The sequence below is a fragment of the Deinococcus sp. genome (assembly GCF_018260555.1).
GTDB lineage: Bacteria > Deinococcota > Deinococci > Deinococcales > Deinococcaceae > Deinococcus.
The window spans coordinates 25,479-44,747 of sequence record NZ_JAGLBB010000019.1; the positions used below are offsets into that span (position 1 = coordinate 25,479).

The 19,269-nt window shown below is 69.2% G+C and carries 18 protein-coding genes; 8 read left to right on the top strand and 10 right to left on the bottom strand.

The window, feature by feature from the left end:
* Window positions 1-5 precede the first annotated feature (5 nt).
* Window positions 6-458, bottom strand: a complete 453-nt coding sequence (locus QZ271_RS05515; protein ID WP_291429724.1) for a DUF4395 domain-containing protein — start codon at window positions 456-458, stop codon at window positions 6-8.
* A gap of 323 nt (window positions 459-781) precedes the next feature.
* Between QZ271_RS05515 and QZ271_RS05520 the strand changes: the two genes are divergently transcribed.
* Entirely contained in the window at window positions 782-2,221 is a 1,440-nt protein-coding gene (locus QZ271_RS05520) for a YdgA family protein (RefSeq protein ID WP_291429725.1), read from the top strand.
* A 33-nt stretch (window positions 2,222-2,254) separates the two neighbouring features.
* Here the strand turns inward: QZ271_RS05520 and QZ271_RS14525 are convergent, their stop codons facing one another.
* Window positions 2,255-2,338 (bottom strand): excalibur calcium-binding domain-containing protein, encoded by an 84-nt coding sequence (locus tag QZ271_RS14525; protein WP_367114315.1) that lies wholly within the window; start codon window positions 2,336-2,338, stop codon window positions 2,255-2,257.
* A 104-nt stretch (window positions 2,339-2,442) separates the two neighbouring features.
* Between QZ271_RS14525 and QZ271_RS05525 the strand changes: the two genes are divergently transcribed.
* The gene (locus QZ271_RS05525) at window positions 2,443-2,991 is read left to right on the top strand and encodes a phosphoribosyltransferase family protein (RefSeq protein WP_291429726.1); all 549 of its coding nucleotides are present in this window, start codon (window positions 2,443-2,445) and stop codon (window positions 2,989-2,991) included.
* Between the two features lie 114 nt (window positions 2,992-3,105).
* Window positions 3,106-3,645 (top strand): phosphoribosyltransferase family protein, encoded by a 540-nt coding sequence (locus tag QZ271_RS05530; RefSeq protein WP_291429727.1) that lies wholly within the window; start codon window positions 3,106-3,108, stop codon window positions 3,643-3,645.
* Window positions 3,646-3,814: 169 nt separating this feature from the next.
* Here QZ271_RS05530 and QZ271_RS05535 read toward each other — a convergent pair whose 3' ends face one another.
* Together QZ271_RS05535 and QZ271_RS05540 are read right to left on the bottom strand one after the other, a co-directional pair.
* A complete protein-coding gene (locus tag QZ271_RS05535) occupies window positions 3,815-4,696 on the bottom strand; it encodes an NAD-dependent epimerase/dehydratase family protein (protein ID WP_291429728.1) in 882 nt (293 codons plus the stop codon).
* Window positions 4,693-5,673: a B12-binding domain-containing protein gene (locus QZ271_RS05540; RefSeq protein ID WP_291429729.1), complete on the bottom strand. Its 981-nt coding sequence runs from the start codon at window positions 5,671-5,673 to the stop codon at window positions 4,693-4,695. Before QZ271_RS05540 ends, QZ271_RS05535 begins: the two co-directional genes overlap by 4 nt.
* A gap of 240 nt (window positions 5,674-5,913) precedes the next feature.
* Between QZ271_RS05540 and QZ271_RS05545 the strand changes: the two genes are divergently transcribed.
* Window positions 5,914-6,804, top strand: a complete 891-nt coding sequence (locus QZ271_RS05545) for a UbiA family prenyltransferase (RefSeq protein WP_291429730.1) — start codon at window positions 5,914-5,916, stop codon at window positions 6,802-6,804.
* A 13-nt stretch (window positions 6,805-6,817) separates the two neighbouring features.
* Window positions 6,818-8,158, top strand: coding sequence for an NAD(P)/FAD-dependent oxidoreductase (locus QZ271_RS05550; protein ID WP_291429731.1), 1,341 nt, complete (start codon window positions 6,818-6,820; stop codon window positions 8,156-8,158).
* Window positions 8,159-8,238: 80 nt separating this feature from the next.
* Here the strand turns inward: QZ271_RS05550 and QZ271_RS05555 are convergent, their stop codons facing one another.
* From QZ271_RS05555 to QZ271_RS05570, 4 genes are all read right to left on the bottom strand, one after another.
* Window positions 8,239-10,044: a S8 family serine peptidase gene (locus QZ271_RS05555; protein ID WP_291429732.1), complete on the bottom strand. Its 1,806-nt coding sequence runs from the start codon at window positions 10,042-10,044 to the stop codon at window positions 8,239-8,241.
* 433 nt (window positions 10,045-10,477) lie between these two features.
* Complete coding sequence (gene pruA / locus QZ271_RS05560; RefSeq protein ID WP_291429733.1) at window positions 10,478-12,049, bottom strand: L-glutamate gamma-semialdehyde dehydrogenase; 1,572 nt, start codon at window positions 12,047-12,049, stop codon at window positions 10,478-10,480.
* 208 nt (window positions 12,050-12,257) lie between these two features.
* Entirely contained in the window at window positions 12,258-13,190 is a 933-nt protein-coding gene (locus tag QZ271_RS05565; RefSeq protein ID WP_291429734.1) for a proline dehydrogenase family protein, read from the bottom strand.
* Window positions 13,187-13,858 (bottom strand): GntR family transcriptional regulator, encoded by a 672-nt coding sequence (locus QZ271_RS05570; protein ID WP_291429735.1) that lies wholly within the window; start codon window positions 13,856-13,858, stop codon window positions 13,187-13,189. Before QZ271_RS05570 ends, QZ271_RS05565 begins: the two co-directional genes overlap by 4 nt.
* Before the next feature lie 436 nt (window positions 13,859-14,294).
* On the opposite strand from QZ271_RS05570, the gene QZ271_RS05575 reads away from it, so the two are divergent.
* From QZ271_RS05575 to QZ271_RS05585, 3 genes are all read left to right on the top strand, one after another.
* Window positions 14,295-14,552 carry a cold-shock protein gene (locus QZ271_RS05575; RefSeq protein WP_055362985.1) on the top strand — a complete coding sequence of 86 codons (258 nt, stop codon included), beginning with the start codon at window positions 14,295-14,297 and terminating at the stop codon, window positions 14,550-14,552.
* Window positions 14,553-14,731: 179 nt separating this feature from the next.
* Entirely contained in the window at window positions 14,732-16,783 is a 2,052-nt protein-coding gene (locus QZ271_RS05580; protein ID WP_291429736.1) for a M3 family metallopeptidase, read from the top strand.
* A gap of 144 nt (window positions 16,784-16,927) precedes the next feature.
* The gene (locus QZ271_RS05585) at window positions 16,928-17,428 is read left to right on the top strand and encodes a CAP domain-containing protein (protein WP_291429737.1); all 501 of its coding nucleotides are present in this window, start codon (window positions 16,928-16,930) and stop codon (window positions 17,426-17,428) included.
* Between the two features lie 112 nt (window positions 17,429-17,540).
* Here QZ271_RS05585 and QZ271_RS05590 read toward each other — a convergent pair whose 3' ends face one another.
* A complete protein-coding gene (locus QZ271_RS05590; protein WP_291429738.1) occupies window positions 17,541-18,311 on the bottom strand; it encodes a 3-hydroxybutyrate dehydrogenase in 771 nt (256 codons plus the stop codon).
* A 173-nt stretch (window positions 18,312-18,484) separates the two neighbouring features.
* The coding region (locus QZ271_RS05595) for a BTAD domain-containing putative transcriptional regulator (protein ID WP_291429739.1) at window positions 18,485-19,269 on the bottom strand (785 nt) is incomplete at its 5' end.

Genomic DNA, 19,269 nt, shown 5'->3' on the forward strand with positions numbered 1-19,269 from the left:
GGTATCTAGCGGCGCAGCACATGGAAGCGCAGGCGGCGGTACTGGAAGTACATCAGGCAGCCCACGCAGATCTTCTGGGTCAGGTTCAGCACGGCCAGTGCGATCACGACCACGCCCAGCAGCGCCCCCACGACCAGCAGGCCCGCCAGGGTAAACGCGGCGGAGGCCAGCAGGAAGGTGCCGCCCACGCCCTGCGCGAAGTGATGCGCGCGCGGGTCCTCGTCCACGACTTCGGGCCTCAGGCCCACACTGCGGCCCAGCAGGCCGTACGCGGCCCGCATGGGGGACAGGTCGGGGCGCAAGGCCCCCAGCAGCATGGCCGCGCCCAGGATCAGCGTCAGGACGGGCAGGGTCAGGATCACGGCCAGCAGGGTTACCAGAACCACGGTCACCTGATTGAATTTCAGGGCACTGAGGTCCGTCCGTGCGGGCGGTCGGGTGGACGCGGAAGCAATCATTGATAAAAAAGGTAAACCTTTATGGCGTACAAAACAAGTCAACTATCCAGACAGGCGACCGGAGACCCCCTTCACGGCGCCCACACAGACCATCAGGACGGGCGCAATCGCCCACACGAGAGCTGGAATTCCTGTTGTTAGGGGCCACCGACAGACGGCTCTGGCGTCAGCGCAGGAAGGACGCGCCGCGTCAAGCAGACCTGCGGCAACGCCGCCCACACCTGCCCGCTAGCCTGCCAGAGCCATTCCCGCCAGGCGGGCTGAGTACGTCCCCGCCCCCTTCCCCCAGCCCACCCGGCCCACCCGGCCCAGCAGGAGACCCCATGACCGACCCGACCCCGCCCGCCCGTCCTGCCCGCCACACCGCGACCCGCCGCCCGGCCCGCCCGCTGGCCACCGCCGCCGTGGGCGCGCTGCTGCTGGCCGGTGCGTACGCCGCCGCTACGGCTGTGTTCTCCAGCCGCGCCCAGACCCTCACCACCGAACTGACCGCCACGCTGCGCGGCCGCGCCGCCGCTTCGGGCGCGCAGGTCGAACAGGTGTCGTACACACGCGGTTTCATGCACAGCACGCAGGTGCTGCGCCTCACGCTGCCCGGCAGCACCGGAACCCCACAGCGCCTGCTGATCACGAACGATATCCAGTACGGCCCGCTGCCCGCCCTGAAAGGCGTGGGGCAGGCCACCGTGACCACCACCTTCCGGCCCGAGGACCCGCAGGCGCAGGCCGCGTACGCGCGCGCCTTCCCGAACCGCCAGCCACAGGTGCAGACCGTCATCGGACTGGCCGGAGACACCCACAGCCGCGTGGACGTGCCGGGCGGTACCCTCACCGAGCAGGGCGCCAAAGTGAACTGGCAGGCGCTGGGCGGCACCGTGGACGTGCGGGGCAACGACTCCCGCCTGAACCTCAACTGGCCCGGCCTGACCGTCACCGACTCCAGTGACGGCCAGCTCACCAGCGTCCAGGTGGGACGCGTCTCCCTGACCGGCGAGAACCGCCGCAGCGGGCCACGGGACCTCATCGGCCTGGGCAGCGCGTCCCTGACCCTCGACCGCGCTTCCGTGGAGGCGGGTGCCGACCCGATGAACCTGACCGGCCTGAACATCAGTGCCGCCACCACCGGGCAGGACCAGTTCCTGACGAGCAGCGTGAAGTACGACGTCGGCACGCTCACCGTGCCCGGCCCGGACGGCGCCGTGCAGACCCTGCGCGACCTGCAACTGCACCTGAGCCTCGGTCACCTGGCCCGCGAACCGCTGGACCGCCTCATGGTCTTGCTGAATGACGCACAAGCCGGGATGAACGAGGCGCGGCAGGCTCAACCGGACCAGGCCGAGAGCGATCCGCTCGCGGGTCTCAGCGCGGCGCAGCAGACGCAGGCCCGCGCCGACCTGCTGGCCCTGCTCCAGAAGGGCCCGGTCCTGACCCTGGACCGCCTGAACGTCGCGCAAGGCGCCGGGAACGTCACCCTGACCGGTCGGGTGGCCCTGCCCGGCGCGGCCACCCTGGACGACACGCAACTTCAGGCGCTGGCCGACCAGCCCGCCGAGCTGCTGCCCCTGACCGACCTGCAATTGAAACTCAGCGCCACCCAGGACGCCCTGAACGCCCTGCTCGGCAATGTCGGCCCGCTGGCCCAGATGGCCGATATCGACACCCTGGTCAGCGCCGGGTACCTGAAGCGCAGCGGCGACCAGCTTGGCCTCGACCTGCGAATCGATCAGGGCCGCGTTACCCTGAACGGCCAGTCCCTGGAGTAGTTCCAGGCATCGCCCGCCGGGCGGGGCGGCCGCTCAGGGCTGGTTTTCGCAGGCCATTCCGTCCCGGTCGCCGTCCATCTCGGGCCGGTACTCGGGCTGGCCGCGCCGCAGGGGCAGGGGGACCTCGCGCGCGGGCGTCTCTCGGGGGACGCGACGTCAGCAGTTCGGCCAGCAGTTCGACGTACGGCCAGGCTCCCCGGCAGGGGGGTACACTGCGCAGAGTGAACACGTTCAAAGTTCAGGTGGGCGCCGTGACCCGCGACCTTCCCATCGTTCCCGTCGCTCCTGGTGTCAGCGTCGCCCTGTTCAACATGCTGGGCGACACCGAAGTCACCGAGGCCGCAGGCCGTGAACTGGCGCGCCTGCTGCCCGCCGATATCGACGTGCTGGTCACGCCGGAAGTCAAGGCGCTGAGCCTCGCGCACGTCATCAGCCGTGAGAGTGGCAAGCCGTACATCGTGATTCGCAAGACGCAGAAGCCGTACATGGTGGATCCCGTGGCGCGCGAGGTGGTCAGCATCACGACCGGCAAGCCGCAACTGCTGGTCCTGGACGGCTTCGATGTGCAGAAGATCCGGGGCCGCAAGGTCGCCATCGTGGACGACGTGGTGTCCAGCGGCGGCACGCTGCACTCCATCCGCCAGATTATCGATGAGGTCGGCGGCGAGGTCGCGGCTGTCGTCGCCGTGTTTACCGAGGGGCAGGAACGTCCGGAAGTGACGGCGCTGGGTCACCTGCCGCTATTCGAGAGCGACCCCACCGAACGCTGACCCGGACTGTCCGCGCGGGGACCGGGCACCGGGTGGGCCGGGTGCGTCCATCGGGGCGGAACACACCCGGCGCACCTGAAACGCTGCGCGCGCAGCCGGGATAGCGTGGGACGCATGAACAACCTGAACGAACTGACCGTGCGGGTCGGCTGTCTGGAACGGCGATTGCCCATCGTTCGCACCGGAAATCTGGAGCGCGTGCCGCTCGTGGAATTCATGGGCGACAGCGCCTTCACGAACGCCGCCGCGCAGGAGATGCTGGCCCTGATTCCCCCGCAGACCCAGGTGCTGCTGACCGTCGTCACGAACGCCCTGCCGCTCACGCATGAACTGAGCGACCGCAGCGGTATCCCGTACGTGTGCGCCCGCAAGAAACGCCGGACGTACATGCACGAGCCACTCATTCAGCAGGTTCCTAGCATGTCCCTGGGCGTCACGGAAACCCTGTGGCTGGACGGCCCGCACGCCGCCCGTCTGACAGGACAGCAGGTGACCATCGTGCAGGATGTGATCGCGTCCGGCGGGACGGCGCAGGCCCTGGCCCGCCTCGTGGAACGCGCCGGGGGAACGGTCAGCGCGTACATCGCCGCGTTCCGGCGCGGCGCGCCCCCCATGGCCGTCAGGGCCCTTCAGGACCTGCCCACCCACCTGTAGGGTTCCGTCTATTTCGCTGACCACCCAGAACATCGCCAGGGTGTCAACTCCACGCCCGGAACCCGTGTTGTTCCCACTCGCTTCGCCCGGATTGAAGGGCCTTTGCAGCCCCATCAATTGGAGTCCGTATAACAGCGCGGGCCCCGAGCGGGTGGGGGTGCCCAACCGGCTAGTGCTTCCTGCTCAGCAGGCCGGGCAGGTCGTCTGGCAGGCGCCGCATGGGCAGGTCGAACAACGTGCGGGCGGGCTCGTTGGGGGCTGTGTTGCCCTCCTTGAGCATGGCGTACTGATGACGCGTGATGGGCGGGCTGGGCAGAATCTGCATCAGCGGCACGGCGAGATCCATCAGGAAGAGCGGGACGGGCACGATGGGTTTCTGCCTGCCCAGCGCCCCGAGTTCCAGTTCCAGCAGTTCCCGGAACGTGAACTCCTGCGGGCCGGTCAGTGCGTAGGCGTGCCCGCTGCCCAGGTCAGACCCGGCGGCGGCGGCGAACGCCTGGGCCACGTCCTGCACGCTGACTGGCCGGAACGGAAAGCGGCCGTCCCCGATCTGCGGCACGATGGGCGCCGCACTCACGAGTTCCCGCAGGACCCGCCCGAAGAAATCGTCGCCCGGACCGAAGATCAGGCTGGGCTGAAAGATCGTCCAGTTCAGGCCGCTGGCCCGCACGAGCGCCTCGGCCTGCGCCTTGCTGCTGGAGTAGGCGCTGGCACTGTCAGGCCGCGCACCCAGGGCGCTCATGTGCACGTACCGCGCGCCGCGCGGTGTGGCGGCCAGGACGTTGCGGGTGCCGTCCACGTGCACGCGCGTGAACGTCTGGTCACCCTTCTCGGCGATGATGCCGACCAAGTGCACGACCACCTGCGGGTCGGCCTGCCCTACAGCTCGCTGCACGCTGCCAGGATCGGTCACATCCAGTTTCATGCCCCGCGCGCCGCCCACGTCGCGGCCCGAGCGACTGCCGGCCGTGACGGAGTGCCCGCGCGAGATGAGTTCGGCCACGACGGCCTTTCCGACGAAGCCACTGGCTCCGGTCACGAGTACGTTCATACTGAACCTCCAGAAGGGTGCGCCGGGTCGGCAGCGCTGCCGAGCAGGGCCGCCGCGATCTGCTGCGCGGCGCTGGGCGCGTCCGGCCCGGCGTACTGCCCGCCGAGTTCCCGCGCCAGAGTGGGCTCGGCGTTCAGGAGCGCGCCGCCGTAGAACAGCGGCATGCCCAGGCAGTCCAGGTCCCGCAGGTGCTCGCGCGTGGCGTCCAGCGCCCAGGGGCCGTTCAGCGCCAGCAGGACCGCGCGCGCCTCGCGCTGCCGGGCGTACACGGCCAGGTCACCCAGCGGCACGTTCGTGCCCAGGTACGCCACGCGCACGCCCCGGCGGCGCAGGGCCAGCGTGAGCATCATCAGGCCCAGTTCGTGCTGCTCCTCGGGCGCGCAGGCGGCCACGACGAGCGGCCCGAATCCCGCCTGCACGCCCGCCACGTCCATCAGCGCCGACAGGCGGGAGCGCAGGTACGCGGTCGCCTGATGTTCGTGCGCCACCGTGATCTCACCGCGTTCCCAGCGAGCCCCGATCTCGACCATGGTGGGGCTGATCACGGCCGTCATGACATCCTCGACCGGCAGCTGAGAATGCACCTCGGCCAGCAGCGCGCCGGCGCGGTCGGTATCCGAGGACAGCAGCGCGTCGGTCAGCATTCCTGACCAGTGAGCCGCGCCGCGCCCTCCGGGCTGCGCGGGCGGGGGCGCCAGGGACACCCCGGCCGGCTCGCATGGGGGTCGGGTGGCCTGCACGGTCAGTTCGGCGGCGCGCCCGGCCGGCACGCCCGACTGCAACTGGGCCTGCATGTACTGAATGGCGGCCACGTCACCGGGCGAGTACAGGCGGTACCCGCTGGCGTTCCGGACGGGGTGCGGAAACCCGTAGCGCCGTTCCCACTGCCGCAGAGTGGTGGCGGGAACGCCCGTCTGCCCCTCGACTTCCGAGGCGGTGAACATTCCGGTCTGGGACCGTCCGGCGGTGGGCTTCATCGCAGACCATTGTGGCGCACGGCTAGGCCGTTTGATGGTAAGCATTACGCATACTGCCGACTCTGGCGCCGTGGCGTGCAGGGCCGTTCCCTTCCGAGCAGAGCGAGTGGGACCAGGGCGCCGTTTCGGGTTGTGCGCGAAGCAGACGGCAGTCCATAGTGGGCCGCGCCGACATGCTTTCATGGCGGGCCAGCGCAGGGTCAACCGCCTGCCCCCGTCCGCCCTTACAATGCCCTGTTCATGCCGAGCGCCGCCCAGCCCCGATCCCGCCTGCTGCCGCTGCGCCGACTCCTGATCGTGTCGCGCCCGGCGCTGTGGGTGAACACCATCGGCACGCTCGTCACGGGCGTGTGGCTCTCGGGCCGCCTGTACACGCTGGACGCGGGGACGCTGCTGCTGCTGGGGTACCTGACGTTGCCGTTCAACCTGCTGATCTACGGCCTGAATGACCTGTCGGACCGCGAGGAGGACGCCCGCTCGTCCCGCAAGGGCGGCTGGCAGGGCGCGCGCCTGACCCTGGCCGAGGGCGGGCCGCTGCTGCGCGCCACGCTGCTCCTGAATATCCCGGCGCTGCTGACGCTGGCGCTACTGCTGCCGCCGGCCGCGACGGCTGTGCTGCTGGTCTCGGCGGCGCTGTTCGTGGCGTACAGCCTGCCGCCCCTGCGCCTGAAGGGCCGCCCCTTCCTGGACGGCCTGAGCAACGTGGCGTACGCCCTGCCGCTGGCCCTGCCTGCCCTGACGCTGGGCAGTCCGGTCCCGTGGTGGCCGCTGCTGGCCCTCATGAGTTACTCGGTCGGGAAGCACGCCTTCGACGCCGCGCAGGACATTCCCGCCGACCGGGCCGCCGGGACGCGCACGGTGGCGACCACGCTGGGCACGCGGGGCAGCGCCGCCTACGCGCTGGCGTGGTTCGTTCTGGCGGCGGCGCTGCTGCTGCCCGTGTCGCGCCTCACGGCGCTGGCGTTGCTGCTGACCTGCGGCGGCATGGCCCTTGGGCTGCTGCGCCGCCCCACGCCCGCACAGGCCGCGCGCCTGTACCCGCTGAGCATCGTCACGCCATGGATCGTGGGCGCGGTGGCGGGCGTGCAACTGGTCTACCTGCTGGCGCGCGGGGAGTGGACCGGCCTGTGAACGGATCGGTCAGGTGAGCCGCGTCGGCGTCGTGGGCGCCGGGATCGCCGGACTGACCCTGGCCGCGCTTCTGGCCGCGCGCGGACACGCGGTCACCGTGTACGAACAGGACCGCGCGGGCGGCAAGCTGCGGCGCGAACACGCGGGCGGCCTGAGCTTCGATACTGGCCCCAGCCTCTTCACCTTCCCAGACGTGTGGCGCGCCGTCCTGGCCCGCCTGCACGAACCCGACCCGCTGTATTTGCGCCCACTGCCCGGCGGTCTGGGTACTCACTACACGCCGCACGGGCCGGTGCCGCTGCCCGTGCCGCCCACACACGCGCTGTTCTCGCACTGGCAACGGTACGTGCAGGCGGCCGAGCCCCTGCGCGCGCACCTGACCGCCCTGCTGACCACCCCGCCCCGCCTGAACGACCCGGCATTCCTGCGGGCGTCGGCGGCCCTGCTGCGCGCCACCGCCCCGCACGCCAGCGCCGCCGCCTGGCTGCGCGCCCGTCACCTGCCACCCGCGCTGGAGCACGCGCTGGCTACCCACGCCCTGAACGCTGGCCTGAGTCCTGCCGACGCCCCAGCCCTGTACGCCCTGATTCCCGCCCTGGTGGGAGCCGACGTGTTCCGGCCCGCCTACGGGATGGGCGCGCTGCTGGACACCCTGCGCAGCTTCTGCGAGGCGCTTGGCGTGACCATCCGCGAAGGCGTGGGCGTCCGCGCCATGACGGGTACGGCCCTCACCCTGAACGGGGGAGAGGTCTGTCACCACGACCTGATCGTCAGTGCCATCGACCCGGCCCGCCTCGCCGGGCTACGCGGCCAGCCGGTCAGACCCGGCGCCCGGACCGTCAGTGGCGTCGCCGTGTATGCCGCGCTGAGTGCTCCCGCGCCGCTGCCCGCCACCAGCGTCATTCCGCCTACCAGCTTCCGGGACTTCCGGGACGCGCTGCGTGCCGGGGCACTCCCACACACCACGCTGGCGCTCGTGCACGCAGACGGCCCGCGCCTCGCCGTTCTGCTGACCGCGCCCCCCACCGGCCGCATCCTGAGTGCCGACCACCCCTGGGTGCGGGCGCAACTGGGGCGTGTGGAACGCACCCTGAACGTGCCCGGTCTGCTGGACTCCGCCCTGGACACCGTCACCCTGACGCCCGCGCACTACGCACGGGGCGGCCACCCGGGCGGCGCGATCTACGGCGCAGCCCTGCCCGCCTGGCGTGGCGGCCCGCTGCACCCCCAGCCGTACCGCCTGACCCCCACGCTGTGGCAGGTCGGAACAGGCGTGCACCCCGGCGGCGGCCTGCCCGCCATCCTGGGCGGCGCGCTGATCGTGGACCGCCTGCTGCGCGAAGCGGGCTGGTAGGCGCCCTGGCCAGCGTGCAGGCCCGGCCCGATAAGAAACACCCCCTGCGCGTGGAAGGGGGTGCGTGGTGATCGTGATGCTTACTGGCCGGTGATGGCCTTGTACGGGTCCACGAGGCCGTAACCGAAGTTGTCGTCCTTCCCGGCCGTTCCCAGGTCCCGGGCGGTGCCCGTGAGCAGGCTGAGTAGCCCGGTGTTCGTCAGGTTGGGTTTGGCGGCCCACACGACGGCGGCGGCCGCACTGACGTGCGGGGTGGCCATGCTGGTCCCGTCGAAGTACTCGTAGTCGGCGCTGGTCACGGCGACCGTACCGGTGGTGGGCAGTTTGCTCAGCAGACCCTGAGCGTCGGCCTGCTGGACGCCCACGACCGGCACGGCGGAGGTGTTCGTGAGGCTCATGCCGAGCGGCCCGGCGACGTTGTTGTAGATCATGACGCTCCGGGCGCCGCTGGCGACGGCGTTCGCGGTCTTTTCCTCGAAGGAGCAGGTGCCGCGCGCGATCAGGGCGATGTTGCCGCTCAGGGCGGTGTTGCGGGTGCTGGCGCCGCAGAATTCGTTCGCACCGGCCGTGCCAGTGCCGTCGCCCGCCTTCACGACGTTCCCGGTGAAGCTGCCCCGGCCGGTCAGGTCGGCGGCCTGCACGTTACTGAAGGTCACGCCGCCGCCCGAGGCGCTCGCGGCCGTGCCCTGCCCGAGGGGCACGCTGCTCAGGACGGCCACGCCGGGCCCCGACAGGTCCACCTGCGAGCCGAAATTACTGAAGTCAGCCTTGCTAAGATTGCTGTCCACGGCGGCCACGCCCGCCACCTGGGTGTACGCGGCGGGGTAAGACACGGCGGCCCCGTCGTTCCCGGTTGCAGCGATAATCAGGGCGCCCTTGTTGTACGCGGCGGTGTAGGCGCGCTGTTCGGTGGTGCTTCGGTTGCCGCCACCCAGGCTCATGGACACCACGACCCGGTCCTGGGTGCCGCCCTGCGATTTCAGCTGGGACACGCACCAGTTCACGCCGTTGATGATGGCGCTGCTGGTGCCCGACCCAGTGTTGCCCAGCACGCGGCCCATGTACAGGTTCGCGCCGGTCGCCACGCCGCCCACGCCGTTCACGTCCATGCCCTTCTGCTGGCCAGCCGCGCCGGTGCCCGCCCCGTACTGCGCGAACACGGTCCCGGCAACGTGCGTACCGTGATGGGACACGTCGTTCAGCGCGTAGGGGTCGTTGCGGTTGGCCTCGGTGGTCACGAAGTTCTTGAAGCCCGTCAGTTTCCGCGCGAATTCCGGGTGATTCCCGTCAATGCCGGTATCCAGGATGCACACCGCAACCCTGGTGGTGGCGGCCCCGGTGTACCCGGCGGCGCGCAGGGCGGGCACGCGCAGGGCGTTGTCGCCCCAGGTGTACTCGCTGCTGGGTGCGTACAGCGCCTGTGCGCCCAGACCCTGTGAACCCAGACCCTGCGAAACCAGCGCAGGGGCGCTCGGGGTGGTGGAGGCGGGGCGGGCGTCGCTACTGGCGCGGCGCATGCCCTGGGCGCGGTGCACGGCTTCCTGGTCGATGTACTCGACGCTGGGATTTGCGCGGAGTGCGCTCAGGGCGGCGGGGCTCAGGCGGACGGCAGCGGCGCTGATGTCGGCCCACTGGCTGGTCATGACACCACCGGCCGCGGTGATGGCCTGCGCCTGCACGGCGGCCTGCGCGGCCAGTTCCTGCGCGCCGAGCGCCTGGGCACTCAGCGGCTGGCGGAAGCCCACGAGGTAACTGCCGGTGCCTGCCGGTGTGCTGGCGACGGGCGCAGTCGGGCCGGCGGCGTCGGGTGTGACAGTACCCGGCTGTCCACAGGCAGCCAGGGTCAGGGCGAGGGTCGTTGCCAGCAGGGGGTGGGTCAGTTTCATGCGTGCCTCCGGGAGGTCCAGGGGTGGGGGCGAAGGCTGTTCCGGCCGCACAAGAACATGCGGCATGGACGTGGTATTCACTGGCAGGCAGGTGTGCAGTTCAGCTTGGCGCGGATACTAATGCGCGCCCGGTACCCAGGCACTCCACCCGGCTAGCCAGCGCTGGACGGGGTGCAACAAAGAGACGCGCGGTCGCCTACTCCCCACCAGTCGGTCACTGCTAGGGACGGGAAATCGCGTGGCTTGAATCCAGGGCCACGCGATACGACCCAGTACAGAAGATGACCCGGATCATCCGCAGGTGCCCCATTGCATGAACAGGGGCAGACAGAGATTCATCCCTCTGCCTGCCCCCTGACGGTGTTCCGGTATCCGCGGCGGTCTTCTGGTACCGGCGGGCCGCGCCCTGTTGGCCCACTGTGCTGCGCGGCGTTTACCAGCGTTCGGTGACGGTCTTGAGCTGCATGAAGTTCGCCAGGTAGTCCGGGCCGCCTGCCTTGCTGTCCGTGCCGCTCATGTTGTACCCGCCGAAGGGCTGCACACCCACGATGGCGCCCGTGATCTTGCGGTTAAAGTACAGGTTTCCGGCCTCGAACTCGTGGCGGGCCTGCTCCAGCCGCGCCCGGTCACGGCTGCACACGCCGCCCGTCAGGCCGTACTCGGTGCTGTTGGCAATATCCAGCGCGTCCTGCCAGTCCTGCGCGCGGATCACGGACACGACTGGCCCGAAGATCTCCTCCTGCGCCAGCCGCGCGCCGCGCTTCACGTCGCCCACGATGGTCGGCTGCACGTAGTAGCCCTGTTTGCCGTTCGCCTCGCCTGTGGCCTGGCCGCCCAGCAGCACCTTGCCCTCACTGGGAGCCAGTTCCAGGTAGCTCTTGATCTTGTCGAAGCTCATCTGGTTCACGACCGCCGTGATGTTCGCGTTCTCCTCGCCTGTCCCGACCTTCAGGGCCTTCGTGCGCTCCACGAAGCCTCCGACCACGGCGTCGTACACGCTGTCCACCACGATCAGGCGACTCATGGCGCTGCACTTCTGCCCGTTGAAGCCGAACGCGCCCTGCACGGCCGCCGTGACCGCCACGTCCAGATCAGCGGTTTCGTCCACGATCAGGCCGTCCTTGCCGCCCAGTTCTAGAATGACCTTCTTGATCCACTTCTGCCCCGGCTGGGTCTTGGCGGCCACCTCGTTGATGTGCAGACCCACCGCGCGGCTCCCCGTGAACGTGATGAAGCGCGTCTGCGCGTGCGTCGTCAGGTACTCGCCCACCTCTTTCCCCACGCCCGGCAGGAACTGCAGCACCCCGGCGGGCAGTCCCGCTTCGAGCAGGATGTCTACCATCATCCCCGCGATCAATCCGCTGTCCTCGGCCGGTTTGGCGATCACGCAGTTGCCCGCCACGATCGGCGCGGCCAGCATGCCCAGGAAGATCGCGCACGGGAAGTTCCACGGAGAAATCGAGACGCCCACGCCCACCGGCATGAACATCAGGCCGTTCTCCTCACCCTCGAACCACGTCGTCTCGGCCGCGCCGAAACCCGCGTACTTCATGGCGCTGCGCGCGTAGTACTCCAGGAAATCGATGGCCTCGGCGACCTCCACGTCAGCCTCGGCGTAGTTCTTGCCGACCTCGATACTCATCAGGGCGCAGGCTTCCAGGCGACGGGCCTTGAGGATCGCGGACGCCTTGAGCAGAATGCGGGCGCGGGCGTCCATGTCCCACTTCTTCCACGAGTCGAATGCCCGCCACGCGCCCTGCAAGGCACGCTCGGCGTCCTGGGTAGTGGCCTTCGCCGTCGTCCCCACCACTTCCGACGTGTCACAGGGGTTCAGCGAGGTCAACTTCTCGGCCGTGTCCACGCGTTCGCCGTCGATGACCAGCGGGTAGTGCTTCCCGACCAGTTCGGCGCGGACTTTCTTGAGCGCGGCCCTGTAGGCCTGAACGTTTTCTTCTTTGGTGAAGTCGATGAAGGGTTGGGGGCGGTACTCCTGGATTTTCAGCATGATAGGGGCTCCTTGTTAGCGTATCGGTGGATATTCAAGGTGGAATGTGGGGCCAGGATCGAGAGGTTTCCAGCCTCGTGACAACGCCTCACGAATGGCGTCTGCGACGACTGCAGATGAAACGTGGTTCTGATGAGGCACAATTCAGTTAGATCGCCATTTCAATTACGTCCAACGAGAGTGTGTTGACGGACTTTCATGACCATCCCTAGCCCCTCAACATCCCTTTGAGCACGAACATCACGTTCGCAGGCCGCTCGGCGATACGGCGTGAGAAGTACGGGTACCAGTCGCGGCCGTAGGGGATGTACGCGCGGACGCGGTAGCCGGCGGCAGCGAGGTTGCGTTGCAGGTCGCGGCGGATGCCGTACAGCATCTGGAATTCGAAGGCGTCCTTGCTGATTCCGTTGGCAAGGACGAAGTGCTGCACGTCGCGGATGATGCCTTCGTCGTGCGTGGCGACGTTTACGTAGTTTCCGGCCTTCATGTGGGCATACACGAGTTTGCGGTAGCTGGCGTCCACGTCGGCCTTGACGGGCATGGCGACCGTCTCGGGTTCCAGGTACGCGCCCTTCACGATCCGCAGGTTGGGGTGCAGGTCGTCCAGCGCGGCGCGGTCGGCCTCGCTGCGGTACAGATAGGACTGGAGGACGCTGCCCACGTGCTCGCGGCCGAACTCGCCGATCAGGGTACGCAGTTGCGCCAGGGTGATGTCCACGCGTGGGTGGTCTTCCATGTCGAGGCACACGAAACCCCCGTACTGTCTGGCGCGGCCGACGATGCGGCGGGCATTGCTGAGCCCCAGGTCCTCGCCTTCCACGGTCTTGCCCTGGCCGACGCTGCTGAGTTTCACGCTGACATACGGTTTGATGCCCTGGGCGTGCGCGGCGTCCATGAGGTTCAGGACGTTGTCGGCGAAGGCATTGCACTTTTCGGGCGAGTCGATAAACTCGCCCAGCAGGTCGAGGTTGGCCAGAATGCCGTCCTTTTCCAGTTCCCTGACGGCGTTCAGCGCGGTCTGGATGCTCTCGCCGGCCACAAAGCGCTGGGCGACGCTCCAGCCGCGGCTGCGCACGATCTGCTCGACGGCTTTCTGCCCGGCGACGGTCAGGACGGCTTTGCGGTACAGCTGGTCGATCATGCTTGTTTCTCCGGGGTGATGGGCAGGGCGAGGTTCTGAAGGACCAGGGCGGCGAAGGTGCGGACGTGCGTGCGGGCGGCCTGCCGAGCGGCGTCCGCGTCGCGCGCCAGGATGGCGTCCAGAATGGCGGCGTGCTGGGCGTCGGTCTGGGGGTGGGCGTTGTACGTGCGGGTCTGGTGTTTGATGAGCGCAACGCGTTGTTCCAGGTCGCGGTTCAGGTCGGCCAGTGCGGCGTTGTGCGTGGCGGCGGTGATGGCGCGGTGGAACGCCAGGTCCAGGCGGGTCTGTTCACGGTAGTCGCTGCTGGGCGCGCGTTGCAGGGCGCTCAGGGCGCCGCGCAGGGTCTGGGCGTCGGCGGGGCTGTGCTGGTGGGCGCACAGGGCGGCGGCCAGCCCGTCGAGTTCCTCACGGACGACGTAGGTGTCGCGGGCCTCGTCGGCGGTGACGGTGCGGACGCGCACGCCCTTGTTCGCCTCGGCGATCAGCAGGCCGTCCTGGGTCAGGCGCATCAGGGCCTCGCGGATGGGGGTGCGGGACACGCCGAGTTGCGCGCCGAGTTCCACCTCGCCGAGGCGTTCGCCTGGTGCGATATCGCCGTCCAGTACGGCGCGGCGCAGGTGGTCGTAGACGCCGTCGCGGACCAGGGTGGGGCGCTCGAAAGAGGTCATTGTGGATACTGTATACAATTTCTGTGGTCCCCTGCAAGCCGACCGGCCCAGAGCGCCGCTTCTGATGCGGACTGCCGCTCCACTGCGCCACAGTCGGAAAAGCGCTGCCTGCGGCTCCAAACCACAAAGGGGCGTCTGCTATTCCGACTCGCGTCCGCTCGGATTGGCTCAGAACTGCATGAGAGACCACCGTCTTGTCACCGGGTCTGGGCGTCTCTATCGAGTCAACAGGGATCACGGTGCGACGCCGGTGAAGCAGAGCAGGCGAAGGCTGAACTGGCCCTTCGCCCCCTCGTGTCTATTGTGATCAAAACTGCTTTTAAAATTGGGGGCGGCGTCTACACTGCACCCATAGTTTTCCCGGGTACGCAGTGAGTAAGGGGCGCACAAGGTTTCTGTGTGTTTCTTCGTGCCTCTGGAATCTAAGGAGTTGAACATGGCTGTAGGTAAAGTGAAATGGTTTAACGCGGAAAAGGGCTTCGGTTTCATTCAGACGGAAGGGAGCCCCGACGTGTTCGCGCACTTCAGCGCCATCCAGAGCACCGGCTTCAAGAAGCTCAACGAGGGCGATGAAGTCGAGTTCGAAGTGGAAGAAGGCCAGCGCGGCAAGGGCCCGCAGGCCAAGAACATCGTCGTGACGAAGGCCGCGCCCGTCAGCGAGTACGGCGGCAACCGCCGCGACGACCGCTGGTAATCGCAAACCACCCCTAACCGGAGGAGCCCACCAGGGCCACTCCGGTTTTTTTGTCATCCCGCCCGCGCCCGCTCACCCCGGCGCGGGCGAACCGCTGCCCCCCTTTACTGGCGAGTAGCACTGCCAGCACGCCAATATGCTTAGGGTCCGCAGCACTCACCCTCCTATACTTAAGAACGATGACTGCACCCCATACCGATACGACCGGCGTGAACAACCCCCTGCTGAATGTCGGGTTCCGCATTCCGTTCGACCAGATTCGCCCCGAGCACGCCGCGGGCGCCGTGGACACCCTGCTGGCCCGGACGCAGGAGAAGCTCGAGCAGCTGGCTGCCGCCCCGCAGCGGGACTTCGTGGACTTCATGGCCGACCTGGACAGCCTGACCGAACAGCTGGACACCGTGGACACCATCGTTCACCACCTGGACGCCGTGATCAGCAGCCCCGAGTGGACGGCCGCCAAGATGGAGATCCTGCCCAGAACGAGTGAGTTCTACACCCGCCTGGGCCTGCACGAAGGCCTCTGGAAGGCCCTGAAAGCCTTTGCGGCCACTCCCGCGGCGGCCGCGCTGGACCCCGTCCGCGCCCGGCACCTCCAGACGACCATCGACAATTTCCGCCGCGAGGGAGCCGACCTGCAGGGCGAGGCCCGCGACCGCCTCCTGGCCCTGAACACCCGCCTGGCAGAAGTGACCAGCGAATTTTCCCGTAACGTGCTCGACTCGACCGCCGCGTACGAACTGCTCGTGCCGACCGAGCGGCTGGTCGGCGTGCCGCAGCGCGTGCAGGACGCCACCCGCCGAGACGCCCAGACCAGAGGCCAGGACGGTCACCGCCTGACCCTGCACGCCCCCACCCTGCTGCCCATCCTGACCTACGCCGACGACCGCGACCTGCGCCGCGAACTGTGGGAAGCGCAGGCCCGGCTGGGTGTGCAGGAGGGCCGCGACAACCGCCCCCTGATCCGCGAGATCCTGCAACTGCGCCGCGAGAAGGCCGCGCTGCTGGGCTTCCGGAACTTCGCGGACTACGTGCTACACGACCGCATGGCCGGAAGCGGCGACCGCGCCCTGAACTTTGAACGCGACCTGGACGCCCGCACCCGACCCGCCTTCGAGCGCGAGAACGCCGAACTGGACGCCTTCTACCACGAGCAGGCCGGCGCGGACGCCCCGCACCTGCAACCCTGGGACGGCGCGTACTGGGCTGAAAAGCAGCGGCAGGCGAAGTACGACTTCGACGAGGAAGCCCTGCGCCCGTACTTCCCGATGGACGGCGTCCTGACCGGCCTGTTCGAGATCGTGCGCCGCGTGTTTGGCGTGACCGTCACCGAAGCGCAGGCGCCCGGCTGGCACCCGGACGTGCGGTACTACGACATGCACGACGAGGCGGGCACGCACGTGGCGAGTTTCTACACCGACTGGTTCCCGCGCGATAGCAAACGCGCCGGCGCGTGGATGAACGCCTTCATCACCGGCGGCCCCCGCGAAGGCGGCGTGGACCCGCACCTGGGCCTGATGTGCGGCAACATGACCCCCCCAGACGCCCAGACGCCGGCCCTGCTGTCCATCCGGGAGGTCGAAACGGTCTTCCATGAGTTCGGCCACCTACTGCACCACGCGCTGGGCCGCGTAAGCGTCCGGAGTCTGGGCGGCACCCGCGTCGCCTGGGACTTCGTGGAACTCCCCAGCCAGATCATGGAGAACTGGGTCATGGAACGTGAGGCGCTGGACCTGTTCGCCCGGCACTACCAGACCGGGCAGACCATCCCGCAGGAGCTGTTCGGACGCATGATCGCCGCCCGCAACTACCGCGCGGCGAACGCCGCCATGCGCCAGTACTCCTTCGGCCTGACCGACCTGAGCCTGCACGTGGAATTCGACCCGACCGGCGACGCCGACCCCCTGCCGTTCGCGCGGGACATCATGGCGACCTTCACTCCGTTCCCGCTGCCCGACACGTACGCGCAGATCGCCAGTTTCAGCCACCTGTTCAGCAGCCCCGTCGGCTACGGCGCCGGATACTACAGCTACAAGTGGGCCGAGGTGCTCGACGCCGACGCCTTCAGCCGCTTCGCGCAGGAAGGCATCTTCAACCGCGACACGGGCCGCGCCTTCGTGGATGCCATCCTGAGCCGCGGCAACAGCGCCGACCCGGCCGAACTGTACCGCGAGTTCATGGGCCGCGACCCCGACGCGGACGCCCTGCTGCGCCGCAGCGGCCTGCTGTAAGGCTGTAAGAAAGAGACCGGCGTGAACGGTTGATCTGATCGTTCACGCCGGCCAGAACGGGTTCCGGGCGCAGAGGTATCAACTCTGCGCCCGGAACCTGCAACATTTACCGGACATTCAGGTTAAGCTGCGTTCACGATGCTCATGCGGAACCCCAAGCGGACGCTTGGCGCACTGGCGGCCCTTCTGGCCCTCGGTCTGCCCGGCACCACCCAGGCCGCCCCCACCCCCGCCGAGAGTCAGCTGATGGTCCGGCTGAATCAGGTGCGCGCCCAGGGCGTCAGCTGCCCCGGCAGCGGGCGGCGCCCCGTGGCGGGCGCACTCAGCTACTCGCTAGAACTGGCCGCTGCCGCGCGCATCCAGGCCGGGTACATGAGCAGTAGCGGCCGCATCACCCACACCGGCGCCGACGGCTCCACCCCCAAGGTCCGCGCGGCCAGCACCGGCGTGAACGCCGTCAGCGTCACCGAGATCATCTACATGGGCGGCGGCGTGAACCCCGAACAGGCCGTGCGCTGGTGGCTGAACTCGGCGGTGCACTGCTACTGGATGAACGAGAACCGCTACACCCACGTGGGCGCCGCCGTCGTGCAGGGCTCACGCGGCACCTCGTACGTGATGGTCCTGAGCAGCCAGCCCCGCTGAGGGTTGATAGGGGAGGGAGGATGGTTGATGGAACCGGCCTCCATTCGCCCTGACGGAATCTCGGGTGCGTCCTGCGACCGCGCGCGGCCTCCCACCCCGCTGCCGCCCCTGCCTACCGGGCGGTCCAGCCCAGGTCCAGGTCCAGGACCGCGCCGGTCATGCCCCACGCGGCCGGGCTGACCACGTAACTGATCAGCGCCGCCACGTCCTGCGGGTCCAGCAAGCGCTTGATGGCGGCGGGTTCCAGCATCACCCGCTGCTCGACCTCCTGCACCGTCAGGCCGCGCGTGCGGGCCTGATCCGCGATCTGCCCCTCGACCAGCGGCGTGCGCACGTAGCCGGGGCAGACGGCGTTCACGGTCAGGCCCTGCTCGCCGGCCTCCAGCGCCGCCGTGCGGGTCAGGCCGATCAGACCGTGCTTCGCGCTCACGTACGCACTCTTGAACGGACTGGCGACGTGCCCGTGGATGCTCGCCACGTTCACGATGCGGCCCTGCCCGCTGCGCGTCAGATGCGGCCACGCGTACCGGCTCAGCAGGAACGGCGCGGTCAGCATGACGCGCAGCATCGCGTCCCAGGTGTCCTCCGGGAACTCCGCGATCGGATCGATGTGCTGGAAGCCCGCGTTGTTCACCAGGACATCCAGGCCGCCCAGTGCCGTCACGGTCTCGTCGATGGCGCGGCGGCAGTCCTCGCGGCGCGACAGGTCCGCGCCGATGAACGTCAGGTCGTGCTCGCGCGCCACCTCGCGGGCCTGCGGCCGGTCCAGGTCCAGCACCGCCACCCGCAGCCCATCCTGCGCGAGGCGCTGCGCGGTCGCCAGCCCGATCCCACTGGTGCCGCCCGTGACCAGCGCGGCCCTCTGATGCGTGTCTTGCGTCATGCGTGGAGTGTAGGGCGCGCGTGTCACTCCGGGGTTACGGCCCTGCTCATACGGACTCTACGCCCGGACTCCTCTTTGCTCCCACTCGCTTCGCCCGGATTGAACGGTTCTGGCAGACCATTCAATCGGAGTGCGCATCAGAAGCGCGACCAAAAGTGCAGCCGCAGGTGCGGTTAGGAGCGCGCGCCGGCCAGCGCCTGCCACAGCGCCTGCGTGTCCGGCAGGGGCCGCAGATCCAGCTCGGCCAGCGCCGCCGTGAGCGCCGCGTACACCCGCCCGGCCGCCGCGCCGCGCCCCAGGGCGTAGTGCGCGCGCATCAGCGCACGCGCCGCCGGTTCATGCGCCGGGTCCAGGTTCAGGGCGCGTTCGGCGGCCCTCACCGCCTGATCCGGGCGGGCCACGGCCAGCGCGACCTCCGCCTCGGCGGTCAGCGCCTCGGGCAGGGCCGCCGCGTACCGCCCGGCCTCGCGGACCACGTCGTCCAGGTCTACGTCGGCCAGCGCGGCCGGCAGGAGCAGCAGGCCGTCCAGGCGGCCCGGGGTGCCCGCCGCCTCCGCCAGCAGCGCCCAGGCGGCCGCCAGATCGACGTGCAGGTCCGGCCCTGGCCGCAGCCGCAGCCAGTCGCCGCGTTCCAGGAACACGCCGCTGCGCGCCCCTTCCTCCAGCACCTGCCCCAGGGCGTGCAGGGTCACGCGGAAGTTCCGTTCACCCACGCCGGGGTCCGCTCCCGGGAACAGCGCCTCCTGCGCCGCCTCGCGCGGCAGGCCCGCCGGATGCACGGCCAGCAGGGCCAGCAGGTCACGTGCCCGGGCGCGGCCCCACTCGCGCGCCCGTCCGTCCCCGCACGTGACCGCCACGCGGCCCAGTACCTGCACGTGCGCCTCGAAGCCCGGCGTGTCGGCCGGGTCAGGCACCGCCTCGTACCCCAGCAGGCGCGCCGCCCCGGCCAGGGCCCCGT